Annotated in this window: 14 protein-coding genes, 1 tRNA gene, 1 pseudogene and 1 riboswitch; of the genes and pseudogenes, 6 read left to right on the top strand and 10 right to left on the bottom strand. The window is 70.0% G+C overall.

From position 1 onward, the window contains the following. From QQK49_RS14735 to QQK49_RS14720, 4 genes and pseudogenes are all read right to left on the bottom strand, one after another. Positions 1-1,242, bottom strand: a complete 1,242-nt coding sequence (locus QQK49_RS14735; protein WP_284305919.1) for a DUF4032 domain-containing protein — start codon at positions 1,240-1,242, stop codon at positions 1-3. Positions 1,243-1,390: 148 nt separating this feature from the next. After that, complete coding sequence (locus QQK49_RS14730; RefSeq protein ID WP_284304587.1) at positions 1,391-2,464, bottom strand: ABC transporter ATP-binding protein; 1,074 nt, start codon at positions 2,462-2,464, stop codon at positions 1,391-1,393. Between the two features lie 180 nt (positions 2,465-2,644). Further along, positions 2,645-3,421 (bottom strand): trehalose-phosphatase, encoded by a 777-nt coding sequence (gene otsB / locus QQK49_RS14725; protein ID WP_284304586.1) that lies wholly within the window; start codon positions 3,419-3,421, stop codon positions 2,645-2,647. 29 nt (positions 3,422-3,450) lie between these two features. After that, a pseudogene (locus tag QQK49_RS14720) lies at positions 3,451-4,889 on the bottom strand (alpha,alpha-trehalose-phosphate synthase (UDP-forming)). A 284-nt stretch (positions 4,890-5,173) separates the two neighbouring features. On the opposite strand from QQK49_RS14720, the gene QQK49_RS14715 reads away from it, so the two are divergent. Both QQK49_RS14715 and QQK49_RS14710 read left to right on the top strand, forming a co-directional pair. Beyond that, complete coding sequence (locus QQK49_RS14715) at positions 5,174-7,168, top strand: serine/threonine-protein kinase (protein ID WP_284304585.1); 1,995 nt, start codon at positions 5,174-5,176, stop codon at positions 7,166-7,168. Positions 7,169-7,447: 279 nt separating this feature from the next. After that, positions 7,448-7,616: riboswitch (cyclic di-AMP (ydaO/yuaA leader) on the top strand. Positions 7,617-7,628: 12 nt separating this feature from the next. Next, positions 7,629-8,297 carry a transglycosylase family protein gene (locus tag QQK49_RS14710; protein ID WP_284304584.1) on the top strand — a complete coding sequence of 223 codons (669 nt, stop codon included), beginning with the start codon at positions 7,629-7,631 and terminating at the stop codon, positions 8,295-8,297. Positions 8,298-8,377: 80 nt separating this feature from the next. Here QQK49_RS14710 and QQK49_RS14705 read toward each other — a convergent pair whose 3' ends face one another. After that, complete coding sequence (locus tag QQK49_RS14705) at positions 8,378-8,524, bottom strand: hypothetical protein (RefSeq protein ID WP_284304583.1); 147 nt, start codon at positions 8,522-8,524, stop codon at positions 8,378-8,380. A 443-nt stretch (positions 8,525-8,967) separates the two neighbouring features. Between QQK49_RS14705 and QQK49_RS14700 the strand changes: the two genes are divergently transcribed. Both QQK49_RS14700 and QQK49_RS14695 read left to right on the top strand, forming a co-directional pair. Next, positions 8,968-9,040: transfer RNA gene (locus tag QQK49_RS14700), tRNA-Thr, on the top strand. Positions 9,041-9,355: 315 nt separating this feature from the next. Further along, complete coding sequence (locus QQK49_RS14695; RefSeq protein WP_284304582.1) at positions 9,356-10,135, top strand: excalibur calcium-binding domain-containing protein; 780 nt, start codon at positions 9,356-9,358, stop codon at positions 10,133-10,135. 71 nt (positions 10,136-10,206) lie between these two features. Here the strand turns inward: QQK49_RS14695 and QQK49_RS14690 are convergent, their stop codons facing one another. Together QQK49_RS14690 and QQK49_RS14685 are read right to left on the bottom strand one after the other, a co-directional pair. Next, complete coding sequence (locus tag QQK49_RS14690; protein ID WP_284304581.1) at positions 10,207-11,550, bottom strand: aminotransferase class V-fold PLP-dependent enzyme; 1,344 nt, start codon at positions 11,548-11,550, stop codon at positions 10,207-10,209. Between the two features lie 118 nt (positions 11,551-11,668). Next, entirely contained in the window at positions 11,669-12,403 is a 735-nt protein-coding gene (locus tag QQK49_RS14685; RefSeq protein WP_284304580.1) for a hypothetical protein, read from the bottom strand. A 164-nt stretch (positions 12,404-12,567) separates the two neighbouring features. Here QQK49_RS14685 and QQK49_RS14680 point away from each other — a divergent pair, with 164 nt between their 5' ends. Then, positions 12,568-13,161: a cupin domain-containing protein gene (locus QQK49_RS14680; protein WP_284304579.1), complete on the top strand. Its 594-nt coding sequence runs from the start codon at positions 12,568-12,570 to the stop codon at positions 13,159-13,161. A gap of 32 nt (positions 13,162-13,193) precedes the next feature. On the opposite strand, the gene QQK49_RS14675 is transcribed toward QQK49_RS14680, so the two are convergent. Next, positions 13,194-14,840, bottom strand: a complete 1,647-nt coding sequence (locus QQK49_RS14675; protein WP_284304578.1) for a sodium:solute symporter family protein — start codon at positions 14,838-14,840, stop codon at positions 13,194-13,196. Between the two features lie 217 nt (positions 14,841-15,057). On the opposite strand from QQK49_RS14675, the gene speB reads away from it, so the two are divergent. Beyond that, positions 15,058-16,089 (top strand): agmatinase, encoded by a 1,032-nt coding sequence (gene speB / locus QQK49_RS14670; RefSeq protein ID WP_284304577.1) that lies wholly within the window; start codon positions 15,058-15,060, stop codon positions 16,087-16,089. 36 nt (positions 16,090-16,125) lie between these two features. Here speB and QQK49_RS14665 read toward each other — a convergent pair whose 3' ends face one another. Next, the gene (locus QQK49_RS14665; protein WP_284304576.1) at positions 16,126-17,610 is read right to left on the bottom strand and encodes an NAD-dependent succinate-semialdehyde dehydrogenase; all 1,485 of its coding nucleotides are present in this window, start codon (positions 17,608-17,610) and stop codon (positions 16,126-16,128) included. A gap of 117 nt (positions 17,611-17,727) precedes the next feature. Continuing rightward, positions 17,728-18,336, bottom strand: coding sequence for a TetR/AcrR family transcriptional regulator (locus QQK49_RS14660; RefSeq protein ID WP_284304575.1), 609 nt, complete (start codon positions 18,334-18,336; stop codon positions 17,728-17,730). Positions 18,337-18,352: the final 16 nt, after the last annotated feature.

Here is an 18,352-nt window from a genome sequence, read left to right as displayed (position 1 = left end):
TCAGTTCTCGTCCGGCGGGAACATCGCGATGACCGGCATCTCCACCGTGTCCACACCCACCACCGACTTCTCGTCGGGCTTGGCGGGCAGGACGTGGGTGAGGTAGTCGGCGAAGGCCCATTGCGTGGTGACGTCGTGGCCGGTCCGCTCCGAGAGGTACCAGCGGTGTTCGAGGACCTCGTGGAAGATCTGCGCGGCCTCCAGCTTGGCCGACAACTCCTCGGGGATGTTGCGCACCACGGGCTCGTACACGCGCAGCATCCAGTCGTGGGCGCCCAACTCCTCCGGCTCGTCACCGCGGCCCTCGCCGGCCCGGAAGGCGTCGAGGTCGTTGAGCAGGCGCCGGGCCTGGTTCTCGTGCACGTCGAGGCCGGTGAGGCGCAGCAGCCGGCGGCGGTGGTGTCCGGCGTCGACGACCTTCGGTTGGATCTGGATCGTGGCCCCGTCGACGTCGGTGGAGATCTCGAACTCGTCGATGTCGAAACCCAACTGGTTGAGGGTGCGCACCCGCTCCTCCAGGCGCCAGCGGTCGCCGCGCTCGAACCGTTCGAGGCCGGTGAGCTCGGTCCACAACCGGCGGTATCGGCTGACGATGCGATCGGAGATCTCGATGGGGTCGGCGTCGTCGGGGATGGCGCCGCCGGCGGCCAGGTCCATGAGCTCGCCGGCGATGTTGACGCGGGCGATGTCGAGGTCGTGCTCCCGTTGCCCGTTGGACAGCGACGGGAACAACTGCCCCGTCTCGGCGTCGACGAGGTAGGCGGCGAAGGCGCCCGCGTCGCGACGGAACAGGGTGTTCGACAGGCTGACGTCACCCCACCAGAAGCCGGCGAGGTGCAGACGCGCGAGCAGCACGGCCAGGGCGTCGAGCAGGCGCAGGACCGTGTCGGGCTGCAGCCGCTGACTGAACAACGCCCGGTAGGGCAGGGAGAACTGCAGGTGTTCGGTGAGCAGGATGCCGTCCAACGGCTCCCCGTCCACGCTCTGGCGGCCGCTGACGACGCCGTAGGGGACGACGCAGGGGAGCCCGATGCGCCCGAGGTTGCGGAGCATGTCGTACTCGCGGGCCGCGATGTCGTCGCGGATCTCCTTGGCGGCGATGATGCGCCGGCCCACCTTGACGAACCGCACGATGTGACGCGAGATGCCGCGGGGCAGGGCCGCGAGGTGGCTGCGGTCCCATTCCTCCAACGGCGTCGACCAGGGCAGATCCAGCAGCTTGGGATCGGCGTGAGACGTCATGAACTGCACGGCTTTCCTCCCCTCGGTGGGCTCGACCACGGCGGCCCGGGCGCAGACGACGGCGACGCCCGACCGTAGTCATTGTCCATGGTTCGGGCGTCGCCGTCGTTCGGGTGTCGCGGTGGCGTCGCGGATCGGACGCGCACGATCAGTCGCCGAGGCGCTCCCCGGTGCGGCTGTCGAAGTAGTGCACGTGGTCACCCTTGGGCACCAGGTGGACCCGGTCGCCCTTGGCCGGTGGGGTGCGGCCGTCGACGCGGATGACGACGGGACGCTCGGTGGCGGGGTCGTCGTCCTGCTGGGTGTAGATGTAGGCGTCGGCGCCGAGCTCCTCGACGACCTGCACGGTGACGGGCAGGCCACGGTCGGCGATGGTGAGGTCCTCGGGGCGGATGCCCAGGGTGACCGTGCCGCTCTCGGGACGGGTGCCGAGGTCGGCCTGGATCGTGGCGTCACCGAAGCGCACCCCGTCTCCCTCGACCGGCACCTCGAACAGGTTCATCGCCGGGGAGCCGATGAAGCCGGCGACGAAGACGTTGTTCGGGTGGTCGTACATGCGGCGGGGCGTGTCGCACTGCAGCAGCAGGCCGTCCTTGAGCACCGCGACGCGGTCCCCCATCGTCATGGCCTCGACCTGGTCGTGGGTGACGTAGACCGTGGTGATGCCCAGCCGGCGCTGCAGCGAGGCGATCTGCGTGCGGGTCTGCACGCGCAGCTTGGCGTCGAGGTTGGACAGCGGCTCGTCCATGAGGAAGACCTTGGGCTCGCGCACGATGGCCCGCCCCATCGCCACACGCTGACGCTGACCACCCGAGAGCGCCTTGGGCTTGCGGTCCAGGTACTCGGTGAGGTCGAGGATCGAGGCCGCCTCCTCGACGCGACGACGGATCTCGGTCTTGCTCACTCCCGCGATCTTGAGCGCGAAGCCCATGTTGTCGGCCACCGACATGTGCGGGTAGAGCGCGTAGTTCTGGAAGACCATGGCCACGTCACGGTCCTTGGGGGACAGATCGGTGACGTCCGTGTCGTCGATGTAGATGCGACCCGAGTTGACCTCCTCCAGGCCGGCGAGCATGCGCAGGCTGGTGGACTTGCCGCACCCCGAAGGGCCGACGAGCACGAGGAACTCCCCGTCGCCGATCTCGAGGTCGAGCGCGTCGACCGAGGGTTTGTCGTTACCCGGATAGGTGCGGGTGGCACCGTCGAACCTGACCGTAGCCATGACGTCGTTGTCCTTTCCTTCACCGGCAGGAACGTGCCGGACGATCCGTCGTAAAGGCAGTACCGGACCGCCGAACCGGGAGGCGCGACGACGCGGTGCTCGTCATCATGGCATCCCTGGAGGCCGCAGGGGTCGCGCCGTGTGGTGCGAGCCCGGCGCCGCTTGCGCAACGGGGTGGGGTCAGCGACGTCCTCGTTCGCCGACGAACAGCGCGAGGACCGCGACGACGTCCTCGATCGCGGGCACCCGGTGGGCGGCGGCCGTCTCGCCCTCACCGACCTTGATCGTCACGTCGTTCCGCGCCGCCGACAGGCGGGTGAAGGCGTGTTCGTCGGTGACGTCGTCGCCGAGATAGATGACGGCGTCGGCTCCGACGGCCGCCTTGAGCGCCTGCAGCGCGAGCCCCTTGTTCGCCTGCACGACACCGAGTTCGACGACGCTCTTGCCGGCCAGGGCGTGGACTCCGTCGCGCTCGCCCAGTGCGGAGGCGTCCGCGAGGGCGGCGGTGGCGACGTCGGGGGACAGGCCTCGGGTGTGCAGGGCGACGGCCGCCGGTTTGCGCTCGATGCGTGCCTGCGGGTGCCGGCCCTGGACCGCGACGAGGGCTGCGTCGAGGTCGGCCAGACGAGTGCGTGCGGCGTCGTCGAGCAGGTCACCGGCGGCCAGGTCGTCGCGGGAACTCTGCGCGCCGTGGGATCCGATGAGATCGATCCCACACTCCGCGGTGACCGTCGAGAGACGCCGCAAGGTGTCGACGTCCCGTCCAGAGACGAGCGCGACCGTGACCCCCTCGAACCGGGCCGCGGCCCGCAGGAGGTCCAGGGCGCCCTCGATCGGTGCCGCCGCCATGGGGTCCTCGACGAACGGCGCCAGGGTGCCGTCGAAATCCGTCGCCAGCACGACCCGAGGCAGGTCGGCCACCGCACGGAGCCGGGCGATCAGGTCGGGCGGGAGCATCGATCGTCCTCCTGCGTGTCGGTCGCCGGTCAGGCCCGTGCGTCGTCGGTGAGGTCCTCGACGTCCTTCTGGGCGGGTTCGATCGGCGCCGACTGCAGCGAGGCGAGGAACTTGGCCGCCCACTCCTGCACGTCGTGCGAACGCACCGTCGCCCGAAGGGCCTTCATGCGGCGGTGCTGCTCCTCGGGGGTGTCGCGGATCGCCTGGACGATGCGGTTCTTCAACCCCTGGATGTCGTGCGGGTTGTGGATGTAGGCCTCGCGCAGTTCGTGTGCGGCGCCGGTGAACTCCGAGAGCACCAGCGCACCGTCCTCGCGGTGCCGGCAGGTGACGTACTCCTTGGCGACGAGGTTCATGCCGTCGCGCAGGGGGTGACGAGCATGATGTCGGCGGCCTGGAACATGGCGGCCATCTCGTCGCGGTCGAAGGACTGGTGCAGGTACTGCACCGCGCTCGCCCCCACGGTCGAGAAGTCGCCGTTGATCTGGCCGACCATGAGCTCGATCTCGTCCTTGAGGGTCTGGTAGGCCTCGACCCGTTCGCGGCTGGGGACGGCCACCTGGATGAGGGCCACGTCGGGCGGGGTGAACTCCCCGTCGAGCAGGAGCTCGTGGTAGGCCTTCAGCCGGTGCCGGATGCCCTTGGTGTAGTCGAGGCGGTCGACGCCCAGCATGAGGACCTCGGGGTTGCCGAGCTGCTCGCGGATCTCCGCGGCCCGCTGCTGCACGTCCTCACGTCGGGCCCGCTCGTCCAGACCGGCGAAGTCCACCGAGATCGGCAGGCCCGCGGCGCGGACGGTGCGTCCGTCCAGGCGCAGGGTGTCACCGTCGGTCTCGTGACCCTCGAGCTGACGGCAGGCACGCAGGAAGTTCCAGGAGTCGTCCTCCCGCTGGAACCCGAGGAAGTCGGCGCCGAGGAGGCCGTCGATGATCTGACCTCGCCACGGCAACTGGGCGAACAGCTCGACCGGCGGGAACGGGATGTGGTTGAACCAGCCGATCCGCAGGTCGGGGCGCAGCTTGCGCAGGAACGCCGGCACGAGCTGCAGCTGGTAATCGTGGATCCAGGCCGTCGCGCCCTCGGCGGCGACCTTGGCCACCTCCTCGGCGAACCGCTGGTTGACCGCCCGATAGTTGGCCCACCAGCGTCGATGGAACGTGGCGGGCACGATGACGTCGTGGTAGATCGGCCACAGCGTGTCGTTGGAGAAGCCCTCGTAGTAGTCGCGGACCTCCTCGGCCGACAGCGCCACGGGGTGCAGGTGCATCCCGGAGTCGTCGAAGGGTTCGGGCGCCTCGCCCGGCTCCCCGGCCCAGCCGACCCACGCGCCGTCCCGGTTCTGCATCACCGAGTCCATGGCCGTCACGAGGCCACCCGGGCTCCGCTTCCACTCACCGTCGTCACCGCGGTCCACCGGCAGCCGGTTGGCTGCGATGACGAAGTCGTACGTGGCCTGGTCCCCAGTCATGGGTGATCAACTCCTGCGCGCGTCCGGGTTCGTCGTCATCCTATGCGGGCGGGTGGCGCGGCACCCGTCGGACCCGGGGGAGATCAGGGGTCGGCGGAGGGTCGACGGGCGTGAGCGTCGGCGCGCACGAACGCGGGTGGCGCGGCGACGCGCGGATGAAGGCGCTCTCAGATGTCCTTCAGGATCCTCTCGCCGGCGGTCTCTACAGTGGGAGCCGAACGAGGCCCGGCAGGGACGTCCTGCCCGGGAGGCCGGCCCGGGGGACGGGCCCGCGAGGAGGTGCCGTGGCCACACAACCCATCGACCCGTCCGGTGCGCAGGTCACGCGCATCGGCGCCTACCGGCTGCACGGCGTCCTCGGCGAGGGCGGCATGGGGGTGGTCCACCTCGGTGTCGACTCCTCCGGTCGCGCGGTCGCCGTCAAGGTCCTGCGCGATCACGTGGCCCACGACCCCGGAGCGCGGTCGCGGCTGGCCCGCGAGGTCGCCACGCTGCGGCGCGTCGATCATCCGGCCGTCGCCCCCTTCCTCGGCGCCGACGTCGACGGACCCCGGCCCTACGTCGTCACCCGGTACGTGCCCGGCGATCCGCTGGACGCGTGGGTGCGCGAGCACGGCCCGCTCTCCGGCGATGCGCTGCGCAGGTTCGGGGCGACCCTGGCCGACGCCCTCGAGGCCATCCACGCGGCCGGCGTGGTGCACCGGGATCTCAAGCCGGGCAACGTCCTCATGCCGAACGCCTCGCCGGTCGTCATCGACTTCGGCATCGCCCACGTCGCCGACGAGTCGCGGCTCACCTCGACCGGGCTGGTCATGGGCACGCCGGGCTACATCGCCCCCGAACTGCTCGACGGGCACGACGTCTCGGTCGCGACCGATCTGTGGGGGTACGCGGCGACCGTGGCGTTCGCCGCGACCGGCCGGTCCCCGTTCGGCACCGGACACACCAGCGCCGTGCTCGACCGCGTGCGTCGTGGAGCCGCCGATCTGCGTCCGCTGGCGCCGTGGTTCGTCGACGTGCTGCGGGCCGCGCTCGACGTCGATCCCGGGCGTCGTCCGTCGTTGGCCGAGCTCCGCGCCGCCATCGGCACGCCGGGCCGTGACCTCGTCGCGTCGTCGGCCTGGTCGTCGACGACGGAGACGGGTGACGAGGGACGCGCGGACATCCCACCGACCGAGGCGGTGTCCGGCGCGCATTCGCGTCCGGAGGCCGACGAGACGGCGCCTCCCCGCACCGAGGCGATGCCGACTCCCGGCGAGGCGCGCACCGAGGCGATGCCGCGCGCCGAGACGGGTGAGGGGCGCACGCAGGGGTTCGCCGCGCGGCACGGACACGCGCTGCGGGGCGCGGCTGCCGCCGCGGGAGCGCGGGCGTGGTCGGCACGCGCAGGTGGTGCCGGCGGAGTTCCCACCGCCTCGACGGACCCGGCGACGATGGTCAACCCGGTGGTCTCGACGAGGGTGATGCCCGTCGTACCCCCGCGCGAGCGGCCCTCGGAGGCGCAGACCTCCCCGCCTCCCGAGCAGCGCTACGCGGCGTTCGAGGACCGTCCACACCCGGTCGTGTCGACCTACGGTCATCCCGGTTCCGGGCGTCCTCCTGATCCGCGGTATCCGGGGCCTGGCGGGGCTCACCCGGCGCAACTCGCGCACCCGGCGCAGCAGGAGCTCGCGGCCCGGGCGCCGATCTCCCGCCGGATGGGCACGTTGTTCGGCGTCGGGTTCGTCCTGGTCACGCTGACGGGCTATCTGCCGGCGCTCGGGCTGCTCGTGGCGCTGGGCTGGTCGTGGCTGGCGCGGTTCGTCGACCGTGTCGTCACCTCCGTCGCGCTGCGGCGGATGCACCGGGGGCCGCGCGACCGTGACGTGCCGCTGGCGGTGCTCGCGAGCCCGTGGCATCTGCTGGGGTCGGCGTTCTCGGCCGTCGTGGCGGGCATCCTGCCGCTGCTGGTGGGGGTCGCGTTCTCGGTGGGGCTGCGTTCGTTGTCGAACGGGGTGGCGGGGGTGCCGCTCGGTCTGGCGTCCTCGATCATGGTCGGGGCGTCGGCCGCGCTCATCGTCGCGTGGTGGGGGCCCGGAGGCGGCACCCTGCGGCGCGGCTCGCGCAGTGTCGTGCGTGGCCTCGCACCCGGGCGGATCGGTGCGGTCGCGGGCGTCGTCGTTCTGGTCGTGGCGGGCGGGGTGCTCGGTCTGATGACCCAGTCGAGCGGCTGGGCCCTGTCGTGGTGGCCGCTGGAGGGGGTCATCGAGACCGTCTCGTCGCTGTTCACCGCATGGTGAGGGGGTGTCCGTGCCGGGGTTGTGTTCATGTCGCTTTGGTCACAGCACGGTCACGGTCGAGGATTCAGCGCGTGCCTGCCACGTGCGACGATGCCGTCGCCCGCAACATTCCGGTTGCCGGATCGTTGCGCAGATGTGATCCAGGTATTGCTCAGGTCAAGTCTCTGGCTTAGAGTCACTCGCGTTTGGCCGACAGGTTCATGGTCCTGTCCTCGGGGGCCCGACGAGAACAACTGCACATATCCGTACATCTGCGCGCCCTCGCGCCGAGCTTCGTCAGGGGGTGCTTCGCCGGAGAGACCGGGCAGACGAAGGTGGGGGACCCAGAGGCCGCGATCCGGCCAATGATCGTCGACTGACGATCTGGGGGTGAAGCCGATTCTCTTCGGCCGGGCAACCTGACGCCCGAACCCGACAGCTAACCCCACAGGCGCCGTCAGGAGAGGATTCGACCATCCCTATGCACTACTTCGGTAAGCACCGTGCCGCCGGCACCACTGCCCGTCTGCGCCGCTCGATCGTGACCGCGATCATCGGTGGCGCGACCGTCGTCGGCGGAACGATCGCCGTGGCCCCCTCGGCCTCGGCTGCCCCTGTCCAGCCCCAGACCCGCGTCGCCGCTGCCGGCAACGTGTGGGACCGCGTCGCCGCGTGCGAGAGCGGTGGTAACTGGAAGATCAACACCGGCAACGGCTACTACGGTGGCCTGCAGTTCTCCGCCAGCAGCTGGCGCGCCGCCGGTGGCGCGCGCTACGCGAATCTGCCGCACCGCGCGTCCAAGTCGGAGCAGATCGCGACCGCCAAGAACCTGCTGCGCATGCAGGGTCCGCGCGCATGGCCGAGCTGTGGCCCGCGCGCCGGCCTGACCCGCGCCAACGGTGCGGCCGCCGGTGGCGGCGCCGCCAAGGCCAAGGTCGCCTCGCGCAGCACCCAGCGTGCTTCGCAGGGTCCGATCCCGACCCGCTCGCAGGTCCGCGTGCTCCAGCGCACGGTCGGCGCGCGCGTCGACGGCATCGTCGGCCCGGAGACGGTGCGCAAGACGCAGCGTCACCTCGGCCAGCGCGTCACCGGTGCGAGCTACCTCAACGGTTCCACGCTCACCGGTGCGTGGCGCCTCATCCGCGCCTGATCGGTGCGGGAGTGTACGACGGCCCGGCCCCCACGACGTGGGAGCCGGGCCTTCGTCTGTCTGCCTGGGACCCGTGACGCCTAGAAGACGCGTCGGCGCTGACCGCCGATGGGCACGAGGTTGAGGATGAGTCCGACGACGATCAGGATCGCGCCGATCGTCTTGAGGATGGCCATGCCCTCGATCAGAAAGCCCAGGATGAGCAGGATGAGTCCGAGTGTGATCATGTCGGCTCCTTTCGTGTTCCGCTCGGCGGAGCGGCAGCGATCGACAGGTGTCGATCTATGTTCATGATGGCGTCATATACCCGTTCATGCGCGTTCTGACGCGCGTTCTGACGCGCGTTCTGTCGACATTCGTTCAGGTTGTGTCCGGGAAACCGCGGTTCTCGGGTCCGTGTCTGCAGGGATTTCGTGGTGAGACACGTTGGACTGCAAGGTTTCTCGCGAAAATTGGGTGACGAATGCGGTGGCGGGCGTGGTGACATGCCAGATGGCATCGATGTGGTCGTCATGACGACCATTTCGCTGCCGTCGTCCATGTCGCGAGGGCTGTCGGTGGGACTGTGGGGCACGTCCGCGGAGAGGGTGCGGGCGGAGCGCGGCGCTCCGTCCGGAGGATGCCGGCACGGTAGACTGGCCCGGCGTTTCGCCTGAGCCGCGTGACGCACGCTGGCGTGGCGCAATCGGTAGCGCACCTGTCTTGTAAACAGGTGGTTAGGGGTTCGAGTCCCCTCGCCAGCTCTCCGGCCCCGAGCGGATCCCTCCGAAGTGGGGGAGGGCCTGCGCCGAAGCGCTCGCCCACGGCGATCCCGTCCCGTGGGCGTCAGACATCGTCGGACTCGACGCCTACGACTGGTGGCCGCCTACGACGAGGCCCATCACCGCGTGCGCCATGGACTCGAGTGTCCTGAGACGGATCTCGACGAGGAGATCCCCCGTCTCCCAGGCGAAACGGCCGTAACGACTGCGGGGGAGTGCCGATGTGTCCAGGCAGAGTGCCGTCCGACATCCGTCGCGCGCGGCCCAGCACCCTTGAGCACGCGATCGGAGCGCTCCATGTCTTGGACTCCCAGGTACGTGATGGCTGCCGTGATCGCCGTCGCGGCGGTTCCCCTGGCGGCGGCACCCGCGGACGCCGCACCGACGTCCGCGACCGCGGCGAGGTACAAGAACTGTGCGATGCTCAACCGGGACTACCCCAACGGCGTCGGCAAGCGTGGCGCGAAGGACAAGGTCTCCGGCCGCGCCAAGGCCAACCCCGTTCGAAGCTTCAAGGTCGACTCCAGGCTCTACGCGTCCCTCCCCAAGACCCTTGACCGCGACCGTGACGGTATCGCCTGCGAGAAGCACACCGGCCGTGCATCGACCTCCTCGCGACCGACCACGCGCCCCGCGGCGCCGAAGGCGACGATCAAGGGCCGCGTCATCACGACCTCTGGCCCGATCGCCTTCGTCTCCCCGAGCGGCAACATCATGTGCATGGGCTCGTCCAATCTGCGATGCGACATCACCCAGCGCAATTATCGGGCCCCTCAGCGTCCGTCCTGGTGCGACCTCGATTGGGGGAACGGTTTCGCACTGGGCCGCACCGCGGCGTTCCTGTGCGCCGGCGACACGATCATGGGTACCGCCCCCGCGTCCGCCAGCCCCTGGTTCGCCAGGACCGGGGTCAAGCCATTCTCATCGTGGGGAAGTCCGCAGGCTGTGCTCCCATACGGCTGGACTCTGCGCAATAGCAGCTTCTCGTGCGCGTCGGCCAAGACCGGTGTCACCTGCACCAACACCACGACGCGCCGCGGCTTCACGGTGAGCAAGGACAGGTACCGCCTGTTCTGACCTTCTGGGTCGCGCATCGGAGCCTGTCGCCGGATTGACGCTTGCGCCGTGCCGGCACGGGCTGGCTCCCCTCAGAACACCCGCGTGATCTCCTGGAGGGCTCGGGCCATGCGGGCGCTGTCCTTGGCGCTGGAGTAGAGGCCGGGGGTGACGCGGACGACCTCGCCCTTGGCCACGCCGCCTCGGCGCACGGTGAAGATGTGGTGGCGGTCCATGAGCCAGTTCGTGATGGCCGTGGTGTCCGCCTTGGTGGTGCGGCCCTCGACGCGGAACGACGTCAGCGCGCCGTACATGCGCGGGTCGTCCGGGGTGAGGATCTGCAGGCGCGGCACGTCGCGGACCTCGCGCACCCACAGGTCACGCAGGTACTGCAGGCGGGCGTGCTTGTTGTCGACGCCGATGGACTCGTGCAGGTCGAGGGCGACCTCCAGGCTCAACAAATTGGCGCTGTTGGAGGTGCCCGTGTGCACACGGGAGCGGATGTCGGACTCCGGGTAGTCCTGGTCGGCGTGATCGCGGTCGATGTCGGCCAGACGGTCCTTGCGGATGTACATGAAGCCGATCCCCAACGGCGCGCTGATCCACTTGTGCAGGTTGTACCCGACGAAGGCCGCACCGAGATCCTTCGCGGTGAAAGGGATCTGACCCCAGGAATGCGCCGCGTCGACGATGACGTCCACGCCACGCTTCTGGGCCATCGCGACGATCTCACGCACGGGGACGACGAGTCCCGTGCGGTGCGAGAGATGCGTGAGGAGCAGCAACTTCGCCCGCGGATTGGCCGCGAAGAAGGACTCGTAATAGGCGAGCACCGAGTCGTGCGTGGCCGGCTCCGGAATGGCGCCCTTGACGACCGTGACGCCCCGCCGCTGCTCGAGCCAATCCATGGCGTACTGCATCGAGTCGTAGTCGAGATCCACGTACAACACCTGGTCGCCCGCGCGGAGCTTGTTGTAGCCGCCGATGAGGTTCTGCAGCGCCTCCGTGGCGCCGCGGGTGATCGCGATCTCCTCGACCGATGCCCCCAGCAGGCCGGCGATCCGCGCGCGGGCGGCCTCCTCCTTGGCGGGGTAGGTCTTGCGCATGAAGTAGGAGCTGTCGCGCGCCAGCACGTCGATGTGGTGCTTGTACTCCTCCACCACCCGCAACGGCATCGTGCCGAAGTAGCCGTTCTCGTAGTTGACGTAGTCGCGCGGCACGTCGTACTCCGCACGGACCCGACGCCAGAAGCGCTCGTCCTTCGCCAACTGCGCGGCCGGCACGTTCGGGGCCTTAGGCATGGGGCCGGGGCGACGGGGCGAGGCCGGTGCTGGTGACGGCGCCGCCTGAGCGGCCGAGGGCGCGACGAGGGCCGCGGCGCCACCGAGGACACCCACCCCCGCTCCCGTCAGAACGTGACGACGATCGAGTTCCATGTCGGTCTCCCTCTACGGCAATGGGTCTGGGGCCCGCCCAGGTCTGGTCCACCTCATCCCCGCGATGTGGACACCGGGTGACGTGGCCGTGACGTCGACATGTCGGGACAGGTGCCGATCAGGGCGCGGGAGCTCCGCGGTCGCCCGCCGTGGGTGGTTCGTCCGGACTGTCCGCGGTGGCCGAGTCCCGTAGGCGTCTCTGGCGTCGCTGCCGGCGGATCTCGAACAGGGCGATGGCCAGGCCGATGAGCAGCGGTTTGACGATGTGGTCGTACTGGCCGAACCAGGTGAGGAACGCTGCGAGCCAGTCGGGCGGGGTGATGTCCGGCCGCGGGATGGAGGGCCAGGGGATGTCGGGGAGGTCGATGTCGGGCAGGGGGATGTCCGGCATCCGCTCGGCGATCCATCGCACGACGGGCTCGACGACGGCCTTGACGAGGGCGCCAAGTCCGAGGAGCGCGACGACGATGACACCGCCCTTGATCACCACGTGCCGCAACGCGAAGAGCGTCGGATGGGTGCGTCCCCACTCCTGGGTGCGTGCCGCGCGGCTGCCGGCCGGAGCGTCGAAGTCCAGATCGACCGGGCCGTCGTGCACCGTGGCCCGCCGCACCTTGCCCAGCGAGGACAGACGCACCTCCACGCGACGGTCCGCATCGAGGGTGATCGTGCGGCGGTCGCCGGAGACCTTCTCGTCATGTACCTGCTGCCCGTCGACCCGCAGCACCGTCCGCGTCGAGAGTCCAGGGGTGACGTCGAGCTCGTAGAACCGTCCGCCCAGCGTGCAGGTCCAGGTCACTGCGGTCTTCGGCGTCGTCGCCACGGTCGTCTCCTGCGTCGTCTCCACACTCATCAGTGAAGCAGCGTCGAGCTCCGCGCCGCACCGGTCGGAGGTCGAGGAGTCCTCCGACGGAGGTCGAACATCTGGGGCGCTCCGATGACCCGCTCAGCGATCCGTGGCAGCCTATGCTTGCCACGCCGACCAGGCAGTTCATCGACGAAAGACCGGGGGAAGCCGTGAAGTCCCTTCCCGTGCAGGGTGCCAGAGAGGTCGTTCAGGTCGGCGCGCGTCTGCGCAGCGCACGACAGGAACGCCGCTACACCCTCGACCAGGTGGCCCAACTCTCCGGCATGACAAAGGGATTCCTCAGCCGGGTCGAGCGCGACCTCACCTCGCCGTCCGTGGCCTCCCTGGTCACCCTCTGCCAGGTGCTCAAGATCGAGATCGGATCCCTGTTCGCCTCGCCGCGGATCTCCCTGGTCCGCCTCGCCGACTCCCTGCCCGTGGACCTCGGCGGCGTCGGGATGGAGGAGCGGCTGGTCACGGGCCGCGACGAACGATCCGTGCAGCTCCTGCGGGGTGTCATGCAGCCCGGCGCGCACGGCGAGGAGGAGTTGTACTCCCTCGACTGCGAGACCGAGGTGTGGCACGTGGTGGACGGCCGCATCGAGGTCAGGCTGAACGAGGACACCCACGTCCTCGAGACGGGCGACACCCTCACCTTTCCCGGCCGCGAACCGCACACGTGGCGCAACCTCGCCGAGGGGGAGTCGGTGGTGCTGTTCGTCCTGCTGCCCTACGCCGGATCCGGCGGCGTCCGCCTGGCGTGACCGGCGACCGATCTGCGCGCAGACCCCGCCGATCAGGACCGGCGCCGAGCCTCGTCTGAGACCGCCTGATCCGCCTGATCCGGCTGCTCCGGCAGGTCGTGCTGGAAGTGCTTCCGCAGACCCGGCAGGTCGGGGCGTGCACCCGCGACCCGACGCTCCCATTCCTGGCGGACCTCCACCTCGACGGGCTTGGTCAGCAACGACACGGCCACGTAGACCACGAGCGAGGAGAGCAGCCCGTAGTAGATGGGTTCGTTCGAGAGGATCCCGTCGAGCACCGAGCCGAGCTGCCGCGCCTGAAACGCCATGGTGGCGAGGGTGACGACGGTGCCGACGATCATCGAGGCTCCGGCACCCAGTCCGTTGCCACGACGCCAGACCAGGCCACCCAGGATCGCCACGAGCAGGCCGCCCACGAGGATGTCGTAGGCCACCGTGAGCCAGGCGACGACGATGCTCGACCCGCCCTCGAGGGAGGACATCCACGCCGAGATGGCGATGATGAGCGCGCCCAGGCCGAGGACCCAGCTGCGGTTCTCACGAACGTGCTGCTCACTGTGCGGATCGCTCTCGTCGTCGCTGGTCGCCCGGCCGCTGCCGGTGAGCATGGGGACGACGTCGTTGCGGGCCACCGTGGCCGCTGCGATGAGCGCGCCGGAGGCCGTCGACATCATCGCCGCGACGGCCGCGGCGAGGACGAACCCGCCGACACCCACCGGCAGGACCGTGTTGGCGACCTCGGCGTAGACGTCGTCGCGGGCGCTGATCGCGTCACCCATCGTCGCCCGCGCGGCCATGCCGATGATCGCGCCCGCGGCGCCGTACGCGATGACGTAGACGCCGGCGACGGTGCCGCCCCACTTCGCGACCCCCGGGGTGCGGGCGGTGAACACGCGCTGCCAGATGTCCTGGCCGATGAGGATGCCGAACATGTAGATGACGAACCACGTGATGATCGTCTGCGTGTCGGCGCCGTGATCGGCGTTGCCCACGAGGTCGAAGTAGCCGGCGTCCAGGCGCTCGGCCAGGCCGGACCAGCCGCCGGCCGCGACGAGCATCAGCGGCAGCATGAGGAAGAAGATGCCGATCGTCTTGATGAAGAACTGCACCTGGTCGGCCAGCGTGATCGACCACATGCCGCCCACGACGGAGTAGACGAGCACCACCACGCCGCCGAGGAGGATGCACGCCCAACGCTCCCAGCCGAGCAGGACGTGAAGGACGGTGGCGTAGGCGCCGCTCGAGGTGACTGAGAGGAAGATCGTGTAGGCGAGCATGACGATGCTCGAGGCGTCGGTGGCGCGGTGCCCGTACCGCAGTTCGAGCATCTCGCTGACGGTGTGGATGCGCAGGCGCTGCAACCGGCCCGCGAACAGCAGTGACAGCAGCAGGACTCCGACGCCGATGGCGACCACGAGCCACATCCCCGACAGGCCCATCTGGTAGCCGAGTCCGACACCGCCGACCGTCGACGCGCCACCGAGGACGACCGCCGCCATGGTGCCGGTGTAGAAGAACCCGCCCAGCCGACGACCGGCGACGAGGTAGTCCGAGCTGGTTCTGGTGCGCGAGCGTCCCCAGAAGCCGAACGCGAGCATCGTCACCAGGTAGAACACGACGATGGCGAGATTGAGGTCCACGGCGTTGTGCCTCCACGGGTCAGGGGCTCGGGGGACCATCGTCCCCCCGCCACGATTTCGGCCAATGTAGGAGATCGACCTCAGAGAAACACGAGGTGTCCACAGGTGAACATCCGGGCTATCCTGAGCGCAGACCGTGTGAGGGATATCGGCCCCGCACGACGATCTCGATCCCTCCGCGGCGCCTCCTCTCACGGGCCGGACCCCCGAGCGCCCGCCGCGCGCGCATCCCCAGAGCCTGGTGAAGGAGCACGTCATGGACCACCCTCGCGTCGAGTCGAACGGATTGATCGGGCCGGTGAACGCCGCCCTCACGCCCCGGTACGCGGGTCTGGGCACCTTCGCCCGCCTCCCGCGCATCGAGGATGTATCCCACGCCGACGTCGCCGTCCTGGGGATGCCGTTCGACACCGGGGTCTCCTACCGCCCCGGCGCGCGGTTCGGCGCGACGCACGTGCGCGAGAGCTCCCGACTCCTGCGTCCCTTCAATCCGGCGCAGTCGACATCGCCGTTCGCGAGCGTGCAGATCGCCGACGCGGGCGACGTGGCGCTCAACCCCTTCGACATCGGCGAGGCCATCGCCACGGCGCAGCGGACCGCGAGCGAGTTCCTCGCCGGCGGTACCTCGCTCATCACGATCGGCGGCGACCACACCCTCGCGCTGCCGCTGTTGCGCGCCCACGCCGAGAAGTACGGGCCCGTCGCGCTGCTGCACTTCGACGCGCACCTCGACACCTGGGACACCTACTTCGGGGCCGAGTACACCCATGGCACCCCGTTCCGGCGCGCGTTCGAGGAGGGCCTGATCGACACCGACGCCCTGTGTCACGTGGGCACCCGCGGCCCGCTGTACGGCACGCAGGACCTCGAGGACGACGCCCGCTTCGGCTTCGGGATCGTCACCAGCAACGACGTCATGCGCCTCGGCGTCGACGCGGTCACCCGGCTGCTGCGCGAGCGGGTCGGAGATCGTCCGCTGTACGTCTCCCTCGACATCGACGTGCTCGATCCCGCGCACGCGCCCGGCACCGGCACCCCCGAACCCGGCGGCATGACGAGCCGCGAGCTCTACGAGATCCTGCGTGGCCTGCGCGGATGCCACCTCGTGGGCGCCGACGTCGTGGAGGTCGCCCCCGCCTACGACCACGCCGAACTGACCGGCCTGGCCGCGGCGCACGTCGTCTACGAGTTCATGTCGCTGCTGGCCCTCGGCACCGGCGCAGCCCCGGGCGGACCCGCCTACGGCGCGTCTGGCACCGTCTACGGAGACCCCGGCGACCGGCGCTGATCAGCGCCGACGCGCCGACGCGCAGGTCCCCCGTCCTCAGCGCGGCATCGCGACGTACTTGGTCTCCAGGTACTCCTCGATGCCCTCGAAGCCACCCTCGCGACCGAACCCGGAGGCCTTGACGCCCCCGAACGGCGCCGCCGGGTTGGAGATGACGCCGGCGTTGACCCCGACCATGCCGTACTGCAGCTTCTCGGCGACCCGCATCGCCCGGGCGTGGTCACGGGTGTAGAAGTACGACGCGAGGCCGTACTCGGTGTCGTTGGCGCGGGCGATCGCGTCGTCCTCGTCGGTGAAGGTCTGCAGTGCGGCCACGGGCCCGAAGATCTCCTGCCGCGCGATGTCGGCCTGTCCCGGAACGTCGACCAGGACCGTCGGGGCGAGGAAGTTGCCGACCTCCGGCACCGCCTCGTCGCCGCACAGCTTGGTGGCGCCCGCCTCGACCGCACCCTCGACCAACGCGGTGACCTCGCCGACCGCCTTCTCGGTGATGAGCGGTCCGACGGTGACGCCCTCGGCCAGGCCGTCCCCGACCGTCATCGCGCACATGCGCTCGGCGAACCTCGTGCCGAACTCGCTCGCCACGGACTCGTGGACGAAGAACCGGTTGGCCGCGGTGCAGGCCTCACCGATGTTGCGCATCTTCGCGGCCATCGCCCCGTCGACCGCGGCATCGAGGTCGGCGTCGTCGAACACGATGAACGGCGCGTTGCCGCCGAGCTCCATCGACACCCGCAGCAACTGCTCGGCCGACTGCTCCACGAGCTTGCGACCGATGGCCGTCGAGCCCGTGAACGTGAGCTTGCGTGCCCGCGGGTCGCGGATGAGCGGCTCCATGACCGCGCCCGAGGAGCTGGTCGTGATGACGTTGACGACCCCCGCCGGCACTCCGGCCTCCGCGAGCAGGGCGGCGAGCGCGAGCATCGTCAGCGGCGTCTCCGAGGCGGGTTTGACGACCATGGTGCAGCCGGCCGCCAGCGCCGGCCCGATCTTGCGGGTGCCCATGGCGAGCGGGAAGTTCCATGGAGTGACCATGAGGCACGGGCCGACCGGCTGCTTCATCGTCAGCAGGTGGGAGGCGCCGTTGGGCGCCGTCATGTACGAGCCGTGGATGCGTACGGCCTCCTCGGCGAACCACCGGAAGAACTCGGCGGCGTAGGCCACCTCGCCACGGGACTCCGCGAGCGGCTTGCCCATCTCGAGGGTCATGAGGGTGGCGACGTCCTCGGTGCGCTCCACGAGGAGGTCGAAGGCGCGGCGCAGGATCTCCGAGCGCTCGCGCGGGGGTGTCGCCGCCCACCGCGACTGCGCCTCATCGGCGGCCGCAAGTGCGGCGAGGCCGTCCTGCTCGGTGGCGTCGGCGACGCTCGTGAGCACCTCGCCGGTGGCCGGATTGCGCACCTCGAGGGTTCCACCGCCGGATGCCTTCCGCCAGGCGCCGTCGATGAACAGGCCGGTCGGGACGGCGTCGATGAGGCGGGCGATGTCGGGGCCCTGGTCGGTGGTGTTCGTGTTCGTCACTGGAGTCCTCGGATCAGGCGAAATGGCGGCGACCTCGGCGTGCCGCACGCACTCGTCACCCTGCTGCGCCTCATTCTGTCCGGTGTTCACGGGGCCCGCGGCCGATCCGGCACCGTGTCAGCGTCGTCGGCAGCGGTGGGGGAGGAGCTCGGCGAGTCGGGCGGTGATGAGCTCTTCGGCCGGGTGGTCGTCGGTCAGGGACAACGTCGCGAGTCCTGTGGCCAGCGCGAGGAGTTCGGAGGCCGCCCGGTCGGGATCGACGCCCGCGGCCGTCTCGCCGCACTCGTACCCGTTGGCCAGGGCGGTCGCGATGCGTCGGGCGAGCAGCCGCATCGCGGCGCGTTCGGTGTCGGCGAAGCGGGCGTCGGTGACGGACCGGCTGTGAAACTGTGCGCGGACACGCGCCTCCCCACGGCGGGTCTCGTCGGTCGGCAGCAGCTCGGCCAGGGCGGCGCCGAGCATGTCGCGGATCGTCGCGCCGCGGGACTCACCGGTCGTGACGAGGTCGTCGATCCGATCGGTCGACCGCGCCAGGGCCGCGGAGTACGTCGCGATGAGCAGGTTCTCCTTGGCGGGGTACCAGTGCTGGACGTGGCCGACGGATACCCCTGCCCGTCTCGCCACGTGGGCGACGGTGACGGCCTCCAGGCCGTCGGATTCGGCGATGGCCAAAGCGCATTCGGCCAGATCGCGGCGGCGGGCTTCCGAGTCGACGAGGCGTGGCATAGGTCAACCATATAGT

Origin of the sequence: Mobilicoccus caccae (assembly GCF_030161635.1) — a bacterium.
Classification (GTDB): Bacteria; Actinomycetota; Actinomycetes; order Actinomycetales; family Dermatophilaceae; genus Mobilicoccus; species Mobilicoccus caccae.
This window is presented reverse-complemented; position numbering and strand designations above follow the sequence as displayed.